The organism is Caballeronia sp. GAFFF2 (genome assembly GCF_023631485.1).
GTDB lineage: Bacteria > Pseudomonadota > Gammaproteobacteria > Burkholderiales > Burkholderiaceae > Caballeronia.
Genome location: NZ_JALQDA010000035.1, coordinates 784,541 through 797,308 on the forward strand (window position 1 = coordinate 784,541; position 12,768 = coordinate 797,308).

Genomic DNA, 12,768 nt, shown 5'->3' on the forward strand with positions numbered 1-12,768 from the left:
AAGGTGTTAGCGGCGAAACGCGGCGCCGGGATGACGCGCGTTCAGGAAGCTGCTTTGCCCGCCGAGCTTCTCGCGCAGGCTGCCCGGCGCATAGCGCGTCTTGTAGCGGCCGCGCGCCTGCAACTCGGGGACGATCAATTCCGCGAAGTCCTCGTAGGCTTCCGGCGTCACGGCATAGCTCAGATTGAAGCCGTCGATATCGGTTTCATCGACCCAGTCTTCGAGTGCATCCGCCACTTCGTCCGGTGCGCCGATGAACACCGGACCGCGTCCGCCGATGGCGTTATGCAACGCCAGTTCGCGCACGGTCCACACACGTTCCGGATCGAGCCGTGTGAAGCCTTCAAGCGCCGAGGACGTGCCCGCGTCGAGCTGCATGTAGCGGATCGGCTCGTCGGGGTCGTAAGTCGAGAAGTCGATGCCCGTCCAGCCGGAAAACATCGCCAGCGCGGCTTCGGGCGTCACGTAGCGGCGATAGTCCTCGTATTTGTCGCGCGCCTCGCGCGAGGTGCGGCCGGTGACGATGGTCGCCATCGTGAAGAACTGAATGTCGTGGCCGTCGCGTCCCGCCTTTACCGCTTCCGCGCGCGTGCCCGACACCACTGGCGTCAGCACCTTCTTGCTCGGCCCGCTCAGATAGATGCCTTCGGCGTGACGTCCCGCGAAGCGCTGCCCGCGCGCCGACGACCCCGCCTGGAACAGCACCGGCGTGCGCTGCGGCGAAGGCTCGGTCATGTGGATGCCCTGCACCTTGAAGTACTTGCCGTGATGATCGACGCGATGCACCTTCGACGGATCGGCGAAGATGCCGGTGTCGCGGTCGCGCACGCTCGCGCCGTCTTCCCAGCTGCTTTCCCATAGCTTGTAGACGACATCCATATACTCGTCGGCGATATCGTAGCGCTCGTCGCGCGAGGCGACGCCGTCCTTGCCGAGCACTCTCACGCTACTCTGTGCGAAGCCCGTGACGATGTTCCAGCCGATGCGTCCGCGCGTCAGGTGATCGAGCGTGGACATGCGGCGCGCGAACACATACGGCGGCTCGTGATTGGCGTTGCTCGTGACGCACAGGCCGAGATCGCGCGTGGCGTAGGCCATCGCGGAGAGCGACATGATCGGGTCCTGCTTCGGCACCTGCGCTCCGTGACGCAAGGCCGTATCGATATTGCCGCCGTGCACGTCGTTCACGCCGATGCTGTCGGCCATGAAGAGCGAATCGATCAGCCCGCGCTCCAGCGTCTTCGCCAGATCGACCCAGTAATCGAGCGTGTTGTATTCGAGCGAGCGGTCGCGCGGATGCCGCCACATGCCTGGCGAATGATGCACGGGGCTGTGCAAGGCGAATGCATTGACGCGGATTTCCTTCTTGATGCGCTGTGCGTCGTGGCTCATAGGAAAGGCTTGTCACCGTTGATCGTTACGCGAAAACCCGAGCGCACTTCCGGGTAGTAATCCCACACGGCGAGATGCTGAACCGTGCGGTTGTCCCAGAAGGCGATGGAATGCGGCTGCCAGCGAAAGCGCACCTGGAACTCGGGCGCGGCGAAGCGTGCATAGAGCAGGCGCAGAATGCCTTCGCTCTCCGCCTCGGACACGCCATCGATGTGCGTCGTGAAGTTCGAATTGACGAATACGCCACGACGTCCCGTTTCCGGATGCGTGCGTACCACCGGATGCGATGCCTTCGGAAAGCGCTTGCCCGTATCGTCGATACCGCGCAGGCGATTGCGCTGCCGATAAGTCGGCTCGCCATCGTGCGTGGCGGTCAGTCCTTCGAGATAAGATCGAAAGCCGGGCGACAGCGATTCATACACCGCGTAGGAACTGGAAAAGAGCGTGTCGCCGCCATGCGATGGCAGCGTATGCAGATGCAGGATGCTGCCCATTGGCGGCGCTTCGTCGCAAGACACGTCCGAGTGCCAGTGGTCACCCGCGACGCGTTTGCTGCCGGCATCTGCGTGGATCGTCAGGATCTCCGGGTAGCCTTCGGGACCGGGACTATTCGGATGCACGTGCAACGTGCCGAAATGCCGGCCGAGCGCGAGATGCTGGTCCAGAGTGATCGGCTGATCGCGAAAGAAGATCACCTGATGCGCGAGCAGCGCGCGGCGCACGTCGGCCACCTGCTGCGTGGAAAGCGGCTGCGTCAGGTCGATGCCGCCAATCTGCGCGCCAATATGACGCGTGAGCGGCTCGACGGTGATGGTCTCGTATGCGGTATCAAGCATGGCTTTCGTCCTCGATGGGCGAAACGCTGTGAGCGCTTCGGAACGATGCGGCGGGATGCGGCGCGGCAAGGTGCGCCGCGCCCTCGCCATAGAGTTTTTCGCGCAAGGTGCCTGCGCGATAGGCCGGTTTATAGACGCCGCGACGTCGCAGTTCGGGCACGACGAGATCGACGAAATCTTCGTGTGTGCCGGGCAACAGCGCGTGACTGAGATTGAAGCCGTCGATGCCCGTTTGCGCCATCCAGCTTTGGAGTGCATCGGCGACTTCGGTGGGCGAACCGATGAACACCGGTCCCTTGCCGCCAATGGCGTTGAAGATCGCGAGTTCGCCTATGGTCCACACGCGCTCGGGATCGGCCACGGTGAATGCTTCTATCGCCGACTGCATGCCTTCGCTCTTCACGTAGCGCAACGGATCGTCGGGGCTGTACTTCGACAGGTCGATACCGCTCCAGCGCGAGAACAATGCAAGCGCGCCTTCCAGACTCACGTGGCGCTGAATGTCCTGCCACTTCGCCTGCGCCTCTTCGGCGGTCGGCGCGACGATCACGGTGGCAAGCGCGAAGAACAACACCGAAGCGGGATCGCGGCCGAGCGCGGCGGCCCGTGCGCGCACATCGGCGACATCGCGCGCGACCAGATGCGCGGTCGGCGAGCTCAGGAACACGCATTCGGCATGACGCGCGGCGAAGTCCTTGCCGCGACCGGACGTGCCTGCCTGATACAAAAGCGGTGTGCGTTGCGGGGAAGGCTCCGAGTAATGCGTGCCCTGCATCGAGAAGAATCTTCCTTCATGGCGAATCTCGTGAACGCGCGCCGGATCGGCGAAAACGCGGGTCTCGGTATCGCGTACCGCCGCGCCGTCTTCCCAGCTTTCTTCCCACAGGCGGTACACGATCTCCATGTATTCGTCGGCGAGATCGTAACGCTCGTCGTGCGGCCGCGCGCCGTCCTGTCCTATCGCCCGCGCGCCGCTCTGCCCGAAACTCGTCACGATGTTCCAGCCAATGCGCCCGCGCGTCAGATGATCGAGCGTGGACATGCGCCGCGCGAAGAGGAACGGTGCTTCGTAGCTCACGCTGCTCGTCACCGCGAAGCCGAGATGCTCGGTGACCTGCGCCATCGCGGAAACCAGCAAGAGCGGATCGAGGCGCGGGAACTGCAGGCCCCAGCGCACGCCCGCGGCGTTCGAGCCGCCATAGACGTCGTACTGGCTGATGCCATCGGCGAAGAAGAGCGCGTCGTAGCCACCGCGTTCCGCCGTCTTCGCGAGATCGGTCCAGAGCGAGAGCGAGTTGTAGTCGAGCGCGCGGTCGCGCGGATGCGCCCATAGCCCGGGCGAAAGGTGCGTCGGCGCGAAGGCCAGAAACGCGTTGATGCGGATTTCCTTCGACATGGCGTGCGTCCTATGTCTGCTTCGATGCGATGGGAAAATGACACATCACGCGATGCGTCGCGGACAACTGAAATTCGGGCGGCGCTTCCGTGCGGCAGACGTCGCGCACGGCGGGGCAGCGCGTATGAAAGACACAGCCGGAAGGCGGCGCTAACGGCGAAGGAATCTCGCCACCAATAGGCTCGACAGCGAACGAATCCGGCTCGGACGCGGCGATCAGCGCGTGCGTGTACGGATGCGCCGCGCGCTCGACGATATCCTCGCGCGTGCCTCGTTCCATGAAGCGTCCGAGATAGAGCACGCCGATATGGCTGCTCATGAACGCGACCACGGCGAGGTCGTGCGAAATCAGCAGATAGGACAGGCCGAGCGCATCCTGCAGGTCTTTAAGCAGGTTGAGCACTTGCGCTTGAATGGACACATCGAGCGCGGAAACCGGCTCGTCCAGCACGAGAATCTCCGGTTCCAGCACGAGCGCGCGCGCAATGGCCACGCGCTGACGCTGGCCGCCGCTCAACTCGCCGGGGCGCCGCCGTTTGAATTCCGCAGGCAGGCCGACTTGCGCGAGGAGTTCGTCGAGACGCTTGTCGAGTACCGCGCGAGCAAGGCCGCTGCGCTGAATACGCAGCGGTTCCAGCACGATGTCGCTGATCGTCATGTGCGGATCGAGCGAGCCGAACGGGTCTTGCAAGACGGCTTGCACGGCGCGTTGCCGCCAGCGGACGTCCTTTGCCTGCGTGTGCTTGCCGAAGACGCGTTCGCCGAAGAAGACGTTGCCCTGGCTTGCATCGTCCGCGCCGAGGATGATCTTCGCCAGCGTGGACTTGCCCGATCCCGATTCGCCGACGAGTCCAAAAGTGCCGCCAAGCGGCAGCACGAACGATGCGTCTTCCACGGCGCGCAGCATCTTCGGACGCGCGAAAAGTCCGCCGCGCACCGGGAACGTTTTGGTGACGCGCGCCACTTCTATCGCCGAGACTTGCGTGTCGGAAGCACTCATGTCGTGGCCGTCGCAAGAGGAGGATGCGCGGTGACGTCGTACTCTTGCGGATGCCAGCAGGCGACTTCGCGGCCGGCATCGAGCGAGCGCGTCGCGGGATAACTGCTCAGGCAATCGGCTTGCGCGCGCGGGCAACGCGGCGCGAAGCGGCAACCTTCTGCAATGCTGCCAGGCAAGGGCGGATGTCCGGGAATCACCGTCAGCCGATGCTGCAAGCTGAACAGTCGCGGCACCGCGCCGAGCAGCCCTTTCGTATAAGGATGGCGCGGCCGCGCGAACACTTCTTCCACCGGACCCTGCTCGATGATGCGCCCCGCATACATCACCGCGACGTCGTCGCAATAGCCGCGCACGAGATGCAGATCGTGTGTGACGAGCACGATCGCCGTCCCGCGTTCGGCTTGCACCTCGCGCAACAGGTCGAGTATCTGCAGGCGCACGGTGATGTCGAGCGCGGTGGTCGGTTCGTCGGCGATTAGAAGGCGCGGATTACACGCGAGATTCATGGCGATTGCCACGCGCTGGCGCATGCCGCCGCTGAACTGATGCGGATAGCTCTTGAGCCGGCTCTCGGGCGCGGGAATGCGTACGCGCCGCAATAACTCGATGGCGCGCGCCTCGCGTTCGGCGCGGCTCGTCACGCCCTCCCGATAACGAAACATCTCCGTGATCTGCCGGCCGATGGTCAGAAGCGGATTGAGCGAGGTCATCGGGTCTTGCAGAATCATGCCGATATCCCGGCCACGCAGCGCGTTCAGTTCGGCGGGTGTCTTGTCGCGCAAGTCGACGCCATCGAGCAGAATGCGGCCCGACTTCAAGCGCACGCCGCGCGGCGGCAAACCAAGCACGGACAAACACGTCACGCTCTTGCCCGAACCCGATTCGCCGACGAGACCCAGCGTGCGGCCCGCGTGCACGGAAAAGCTCACGCCGTCGACGAGTCGCACGCGGCCGTTCGCGCCGGGCGCTTCGGCCACTAGATCGTCGATCGCAAGCACGGGCTCGTTGCTCATCGCCAGTCCTCCCCGGCGCGTTCGCCGCGTTGCAGACTCTCGCCGATGCGGTTGCTGCATAGAACCGTCGCAATCAGCACCAGGCCCGGCAGCGCGGAGAGCCACCACGCGGTATCGAGATAATTGCGGCCCTCGGCGATCATGCCGCCCCACGAAGGATCGGGCGGCTGCACGCCGAGTCCGACGAAGCTCAACGCTGCTTCCATGAAGATGACGAGCCCGATGTCGAGCGTCAGCAAGACGATGAACGTATTGCGCACGTTCGGCAGCAAATGACGCAGCACCACATGAAGCGGCGTGGCGCCGGCCAGTTTCGCGATCAGGATGAAATCGCGTTCGCGTAGACTCAATGCCTCGGCGCGGATGATGCGCGCGAAGCGCCCCCAGTTCGCGAGCGTCACCACGATGACGATGTTGGTCATGCTCGGCCCGCATATGCCGACGATCAGCATGGCGAGGAACACGGGTGGCAGCGCGTACTGGGCATCGACGACACGCATGAGCGCGGCATCGAAACGTCCGCCGACATATGCCGACAAGAGCCCCGCCAGCGCGCCGAAAAAGCCCGCCAGCAGCACCGCGCAGAAGGCGATGGAAAGCGAGATGCGTCCGCCATGGAGTGTGCGCGTGAAGACGTCGCGACCCATCTGATCCGTGCCGAACCAGTGATGCATGCCAGGCGCCTGAAGCGTCGCCGCGAGGTCGATGGCATTGGGATCGACGCGCGTGAGCCACGGCGCGAGCACGGAGCCCGCGACGATCAGCACCAGCACGCCGGCGTTGATCGCGACGCCGCTATCCAGCCATGTCAGGCGGCCCCATGCGTGCTCGCCGCTATTGGAGGGAAAACGCGCGCTCATTGTCGATACCGGATGCGTGGGTCGATGAGCGCATAGAGCACATCGACTGCGAGATTGATCGAGACGAACAGCAGCACGGACACGATCACGGCCGCTTGCACCACCGTGAAATCGAGCGTGCTGATGGCCTCTACCATGAGGCTGCCGAAGCCCGGCCACGAAAACACGGTCTCGATCGCCACTGCGCCGCCTATCAACACGCCGAACTGCGAAGCCGTGAACGCGACAATCGGCAGCGCCGCGTTGCGCAGCGCGTGCGTCACGATCACGACGCGCTCCGGCAAGCCCTTGATGCGTGCCATGCGGATGTAATCGGCTTCGAGCACGCTCAGCATGTTCGCGCGCGTGAGCCGCGCGATGCCCGCCGCCGAATACCACGAGAGCGCGGCGACGGGCAGGATCAGATGACGCCACGAGCCGTGGCCGCCGGTCGGTAGCCAGCCCAATTGCACGGAGAAAAGACGGATGAGCAGCAGCGCGACGAAGAACGGCGGCGCGGCCTGACCGAGTACCGCAAAAAACGACGCCGCCCGATCGAAGAGAGATCCGCGCCGCACCGCCGAGACGACGCCGAGCGTCAACCCGAGCGCGAGCGCCACCGCCAGCGACACACCCACGAGCAGCAGACTGGATGCAAGCCGGCTGAGCGCCATGGTGAGCGCCGGCGCGCCGAAGTGAAACGAGTTGCCCATGTCGCCGTGGAGGATGTCGCTCAAGAAACGCGCGTACTGCACGGGCACGGGATCGGCAAGACCGAGTTGCTCGCGAAAGAGCTGCCGGTCCGCTTCGGTGGCTTCGGGCGGCATCAGCAAGTAAGCGGGGTCGCCCACCATGCGCACCAGCACGAAGATCAGGACCGACATCAGCCAGACCGTGATCAAGGCCGAGCTCACCCGCCGCAGACCGTAGGCGATCATCTTAGTTCTCCGCCACTTTCGGCGCGGCCCATTGCACCGAGCGGAAGTTCAGGAAGCCGCCGCCTTGCTGCGGTTGCCATTGCAACGTCTTCTTCTTCGCATACACGTAGGTGAATTCGGAGATGAAGAACGCAGCGGCGTCGTCGTGCAGTTCGCGTCCGACCTGCTGGAAGATCTCGCCGCGCTTCTTGGTATCGCTGACGCGTGAGGCATCGGCGAGCAGCGCATCGACCTTCGGGTTCGAATAGTCGGACCAGCTTCCATTCGATGCAAACGCGCCGCCCACCGGATGCACCGGGTCATACAGCGCATTGGTGAACTGACTCAGTGCGAGCGGCCCGGACGTGTGCGTATTGTTCAGGCGCTGGAAGGTGGCATAGGTGAGGCGGTTGAGCTTGACCTTCACGCCCACTTGCCCCCAGTACGCGGCGATCGCTTCGGCCACGCCTTGCGGCATGTCGCCCTGGATGTTGAGCGTGGTCTCGAAGCCCTTAGGATAGCCCGCTTCGGCAAGCAGCGCTTTCGCCTTTGTCGGGTCGTAGGCATACGGCTTGATCGAACGATCCGCGCCGTACGGATAGTAGTTGGAGATCATCGTGCCGAGCGGCTCGCCCACGCCATAGAGCACGCTCTTGATGATGGCTTGCGTATCGAGCGCATAGCTCAGCGCCTGGCGCACCTTGACGTTAGAGAACGGCGAGTTCTTGTCGGTCGTGTAGACGCGCACGTACACCGGCGACGCGACGCGGCTTTCGATCACGTCCAGCCCGCTTTCCTTCTTGAGCCGAGCATAGTCGGAGAAGGGCAGCGCGACGGAAATATCCACTTCACCGCGCAGCACCGCATTGACACGGCTCGCGGGCTCGGTGATCGCGCGAAAGATCAGCGTCTTCACGCGGGGTTTTTCGCCCCAGTAGTCGTCGAAGCGCTCCAGAACGAGTTCGCTGCCGCCGGGCGCGAGCGACTTGAACTTGTACGGCCCGAGCGACACCGGCTTCTGCGCGAAGGCATCCGGATTCGGCAGACTCGCGAGATAGTCGGCGGGCACGATATACAGATACCCCGCGATCTTGTTCGCGAAGGCGCCGTCCGGCGCCTTGAGCTTGAAGACGACGGTGAGGTCATCGGGCGTTTCCACCGAATCGATCACCGGCGCGAAGAACGGACGGCGTGTGCTCTTGCTGCGTGGATCGAGCACATGTTCCAGCGATGCCTTCACGTCGCGCGACGTGAGCGTTGCGCCGTTGTGGAACTTGACGTTGGGACGCAGCTTGTAGGTGAAGACGCGCGCATCGTCGGATACTTTCACGCTCGTGGCGAGACGCGGCACGAGATCGCCCTTCAGGTCGAAGCCATAGAGCGTGTCGTAAATCTGCCATCCGTAGCGCAGCGAATCGCCGCTGACAGCCACGAGTCCGTCGAGGTTGTAGAACTCCTTCTCGACGCCAATCACGACCGTATCGCGATCGACGGCGGGAGCCGTGCTCGCCGCCAGTGAAGGTTCGATGAACGCGCCGGACAAAGCGGCGGCGAAGACCAGTCCGCGAAGGACCGACGAAAACGTGCGCATGGATGGGAGCTAGGTAGGGAGCGTGCAGGTGAGTAAGCAATGATGACGCGCGCCCGGCCTATTGCGAAGCGAGCAAATCGAATATGCATATGAGCCTTGCGCTCGTGAGGTTTTCTGCGCCGGACATGAACGAAAGTCATGCTCGCTTAATGCGTTTCGCGCAGTTGCTTATCTTCAGAAATTCGAAGGCGCGCACGCGTGCGGCGTTAGCATGTGATTCCTTCATTGCGTCTTCTCGCGTATTGAATCGATGCCTTCCAACTTTCCACGCTTCGGCGTCTGGGCGCTCGTGCACGGCAGCCGCGCGGCGCTGCAGGACCCCGCGGAACCTTATGACGCATCATGGGCGCGCAACAAGGCACTCGTGCTCGAAGCCGAGCGTCTTGGATACGACTCGGTGCTCGTCGCCCAGCACACGATCAATCCGCACGATCCCTCGCTCGATCAGCTCGAAGCGTGGACGGCATCGGCTGCGCTCGCGGCGCTGACCTCGCGCATCGAGATCATCACGGCGATCAAGCCTTATCTCTATCATCCGGTGGTGCTCGCGAAGATGGCGCAGCAGATCGAGCACATCAGCGGCGGGCGCTTCGCCATCAATCTGGTGAATGCGTGGAATCGTCCGGAGCTGGAGCGCGCCGGTATCGGTTTTCCGGAGCATGACGAACGCTATGCCTACGGCCGCGAGTGGATAGCCGTGCTCGACAAGCTCTTGCGCGGCGAGGTCGTGAATCATCATGGCGACAACTTTCGTATCGACGAATACCGCTTGCGTCCCGCCGATCCTTTTCGCGCGCGGCCGCGCTTCTATGTCGGCGGCGAATCGGAACCGGCGCGCTCGCTCGTGGCCGCGCATGGCGACGTGTGGTTCATCAACGGCCAGCCGCCTGAAGATGTTGCACGCCTGATCGCCGATGTCGGTGCGCGCGTGCGTCCCGCTGGCGCCGATGCCTTGCGTTTCGGCTTGTCGGCCTTCGTGATCGCGCGTGAGACGCAGGCGCAGGCCGAGGCGCATCTCGACCATCTCTTTGCGTTGGCGGAACTCGACAAGCCGCTGCGCGAACAGCAGAAGGCCAATACCGATCCGAACACGGTCATGCACAAGACCTTCGCGAAGACGGCGCGCGTGGGTTCGAACGGCGGCACGGCGGCGGGTCTCGTCGGCGATTACGATACGGTCGCGCGGCGCGTGGCGGACTTTCACCGGGCGGGAATCGAACTCTTCATGCTGCAGTTCCAGCCGTTCGAAATCGATATGCGCGGCTTTGCGGAAGAGGTCGTGCCGCGCGTGCGTCGATTGCTTGCTGCGTAAAACGAAGGGGTAGCGCTTCTGTTTATGCGTAAGGAGCGCTGCGGCGCGCTTTCGCGGACGTGCGCCGCTGGGGCCGCGCAGCGCGCTCCCGCTTGGTGAGCGAGAACGCCGCAGCCCGAGATCAGAAAAACGCGCCCGTCGGCGGCAGTTGTCCGTTCAGCAAGTTCTGGCCAAGCAAGCGCTCCTTGTAGAGCCGCGGATTATGCGACGCGATCACCTTGATGTTGCGCCAGTGCCGGTCGAGAGCGCCCGTGCGCGAGACGACCGAGCCTGATCCCAGATCGATCAGCCACGACGCGATTTGCGGCGCGAGATCGTCGATGACGACCTTCGCTTCGGCCGCCGCGAACGTGGCTGCGAGCGTGGTGTCGTATTCATCGCGCGTGCCATGGCTTTCCGATGCACGCTGCAGCGCCGCGACCGCGCGGTCCGCCGTCGCCTCGACACTCGCCGCATAAGCACGGATGCGCCCGAGCAGGGTCTGCAACACCGGTTCGTCTGCCGGATGCGCGGCCTCGCCATGATAGAAGTTGCGGCCGCGCGAACGAAGCACCTCGACGGCATCCAGCGCCACGCGCCGCACGATGCCGGCAATGCAGTTGGTCAGATAAACCTGATGGAAGGTGTATCCCCAAGGCGCGGCTTCATCCGACCTTGGCGGGTCAGTCGGATAGACATGCGCGGCCGGCACCGTCACGGCGCGAAACCTGGCCGTGCCCGAACCTGTCAAGCGCTGGCCGAAGCCTTGCCAGTCGTCGGCGTCGTCCACGCCTTCGCCGCGATCGAGCACGTATTGCACGTTGCGGCCCGCGCGACTTTCCACGGCAAGGCCGATGAACGCATCGTTGTAGAGGTTGCCCGTGGCATAAACCTTGTCGCCGGAGCCGACGTAGACATCGCGGCTTGCGTCCCATTCCAAACGACTCAGGACCTGCGTCGGTCGCGCGCCAGCGGCAGTCACATCGGTCTGCGTGAAGCTCAATCCGACGGTCTTGTTTTGCCTGGCGAGGTCGAGAACGTGCGCATGAAACGGAAGGTCGCGCCGCCTGAGCGCTGCCTCGATTTGCCAGAGATGGTTACGAAACGCGTGCGCGATGTTCGAATCCGCCGCCGCGACATCACGCGCGACGACGAGCAGTTCGCTCAAGGACAAGCCGAGGCCACCCGCATCGACGGGCAGACGCGAGCGGCCGAAGCCCGCCGCCTTGAGCCTTGCGATCTCCTCGTGCGGCAGACGATGCGCAAGCTCGCGTGCAGCCGCAGTCGATGCAATGTCCGCGATGATCTCCGCGAAACCGAGCCTTGCCGACAGCGGCGAGACCAGTTTCGGCGCGGTAGGGTCGATGTTCTTCGTATCAGACATGGGATCGCTCTCGTGCGAAGTTGCGCGACCACGCGTTCGACAGATTGCGGCCGTGATCGCAGGCCAGTGTGTATCGCATGTTCATGGCTCGCCTCCTCAGACCTTGATGCTGTAGTCGGCCACCTTGATGCGCGAATTGATGATCTTGCGTTCCGCGAGCCAGTCGGCGGCGCGTTGAAGCTGCGCCATGAAGGCAGCGTCATCGGGTTCATGGAATTGATTCACGCGCTTGAGACTCGCCAGATAATCGCGCACCTGATCGGGATATTTCGCTTCACCCTGCACGAGTTTTTCGGATTCGTTGGAATGACTCGACTGCCATGCGCCTTCGACGTAATACGCGTCGATGACCGCGCGAATCAGCTCGGAGTTTTCCTCGGTGAACTTGCGGCGCGTCACGAGCGAGCTGTAGTCGATCAGAAAATCCAGATCGCGTCCTTCGTTGAAGATGTCCTTTGCGTCGTTGGCGTTGCGCGCAATGTCCACGGCGGGCGACCACATCGACCACGCATCGACCTTGCCTTGCGCGAAGGCGGGCGCTGCGTCGGGTGGATTCAGATAGACGAATTCAACCTTGCCGCGGTCGATGTGATTCTTTTCCAGCGCTGCGATCAACAGAAACTCGCCGAGCCCGGAACGGTTGACCGCGACCTTTCGCCCGGCCAGATCCGCCACCGAATGGATGCCGCTCGTCTTCTTGACGATGATCGCGGTCGAGCGCGGCGAATAGACATCGAACGCATTGAAGACGAGTGGCGAGCCTGCGAGCATCGACGCAAGCGCGGGCGTCGTCGAGCCCCAGAAGCCGAAGTCCGCGCTGCCGCCGACCACGGCCTGTAGCGAGGGCGCGTGATTCGGAAACGGACCGATCCATTCGACCTTGATGTTCTTGGCCGCGAGCGTCTTTTCGAACACGCCCCGTTGCCGCGCGATATCGGGAAGACTGCCGTAACCCCAACCTATGCGCACCGTGTCCGTGTTGCGCGTCAGCTTGCGCGGTTCGGCGGCGCGCGTGGGAATCAGGCTGCTTGCGGCGACGCCGGCCACGAGGCCGCCTGCCGCACGCAACCACTGGCGGCGGTTCAGCGAGGAATCGATCATTCTTGTTG

At 63.7% G+C, this 12,768-nt stretch carries 11 protein-coding genes; 1 reads left to right on the forward strand and 10 read right to left on the reverse strand.

The genetic code is table 11. The features are described 5' to 3' along the window. Positions 1-6 precede the first annotated feature (6 nt). Genes NCT04_RS29620 through NCT04_RS29655 form a run of 8 tightly spaced genes read right to left on the reverse strand, consistent with a single transcriptional unit; the run spans position 7 to position 8,984 of the window. Entirely contained in the window at positions 7-1,371 is a 1,365-nt protein-coding gene (locus NCT04_RS29620; protein ID WP_409014864.1) for an LLM class flavin-dependent oxidoreductase, read from the reverse strand. 17 nt (positions 1,372-1,388) lie between these two features. Further along, complete coding sequence (locus tag NCT04_RS29625; RefSeq protein ID WP_250469413.1) at positions 1,389-2,228, reverse strand: TauD/TfdA dioxygenase family protein; 840 nt, start codon at positions 2,226-2,228, stop codon at positions 1,389-1,391. Continuing rightward, positions 2,221-3,624: an LLM class flavin-dependent oxidoreductase gene (locus NCT04_RS29630; RefSeq protein WP_250469414.1), complete on the reverse strand. Its 1,404-nt coding sequence runs from the start codon at positions 3,622-3,624 to the stop codon at positions 2,221-2,223. Before NCT04_RS29630 ends, NCT04_RS29625 begins: the two co-directional genes overlap by 8 nt. A gap of 10 nt (positions 3,625-3,634) precedes the next feature. After that, positions 3,635-4,624: an oligopeptide/dipeptide ABC transporter ATP-binding protein gene (locus NCT04_RS29635; protein WP_250469416.1), complete on the reverse strand. Its 990-nt coding sequence runs from the start codon at positions 4,622-4,624 to the stop codon at positions 3,635-3,637. Continuing rightward, on the reverse strand, positions 4,621-5,637 hold the full coding sequence (locus NCT04_RS29640) for an ABC transporter ATP-binding protein (protein WP_250469417.1): 1,017 nt from the start codon (positions 5,635-5,637) through the stop codon (positions 4,621-4,623). The genes NCT04_RS29635 and NCT04_RS29640 overlap by 4 nt, the downstream gene beginning before the upstream one ends. After that, entirely contained in the window at positions 5,634-6,497 is an 864-nt protein-coding gene (locus NCT04_RS29645) for an ABC transporter permease (RefSeq protein ID WP_250469418.1), read from the reverse strand. Before NCT04_RS29645 ends, NCT04_RS29640 begins: the two co-directional genes overlap by 4 nt. Further along, positions 6,494-7,414: an ABC transporter permease gene (locus tag NCT04_RS29650; RefSeq protein WP_250469419.1), complete on the reverse strand. Its 921-nt coding sequence runs from the start codon at positions 7,412-7,414 to the stop codon at positions 6,494-6,496. Before NCT04_RS29650 ends, NCT04_RS29645 begins: the two co-directional genes overlap by 4 nt. Before the next feature lies 1 nt (position 7,415). Continuing rightward, complete coding sequence (locus NCT04_RS29655; RefSeq protein ID WP_250469420.1) at positions 7,416-8,984, reverse strand: ABC transporter substrate-binding protein; 1,569 nt, start codon at positions 8,982-8,984, stop codon at positions 7,416-7,418. A 250-nt stretch (positions 8,985-9,234) separates the two neighbouring features. Between NCT04_RS29655 and NCT04_RS29660 the strand changes: the two genes are divergently transcribed. Continuing rightward, positions 9,235-10,296: an LLM class flavin-dependent oxidoreductase gene (locus NCT04_RS29660; protein WP_250469421.1), complete on the forward strand. Its 1,062-nt coding sequence runs from the start codon at positions 9,235-9,237 to the stop codon at positions 10,294-10,296. Positions 10,297-10,417: 121 nt separating this feature from the next. On the opposite strand, the gene NCT04_RS29665 is transcribed toward NCT04_RS29660, so the two are convergent. Both NCT04_RS29665 and NCT04_RS29670 read right to left on the reverse strand, forming a co-directional pair. Next, entirely contained in the window at positions 10,418-11,659 is a 1,242-nt protein-coding gene (locus NCT04_RS29665; protein ID WP_250469422.1) for an acyl-CoA dehydrogenase family protein, read from the reverse strand. 96 nt (positions 11,660-11,755) lie between these two features. Beyond that, positions 11,756-12,760, reverse strand: a complete 1,005-nt coding sequence (locus NCT04_RS29670) for an NrtA/SsuA/CpmA family ABC transporter substrate-binding protein (RefSeq protein ID WP_250469423.1) — start codon at positions 12,758-12,760, stop codon at positions 11,756-11,758. Positions 12,761-12,768: the final 8 nt, after the last annotated feature.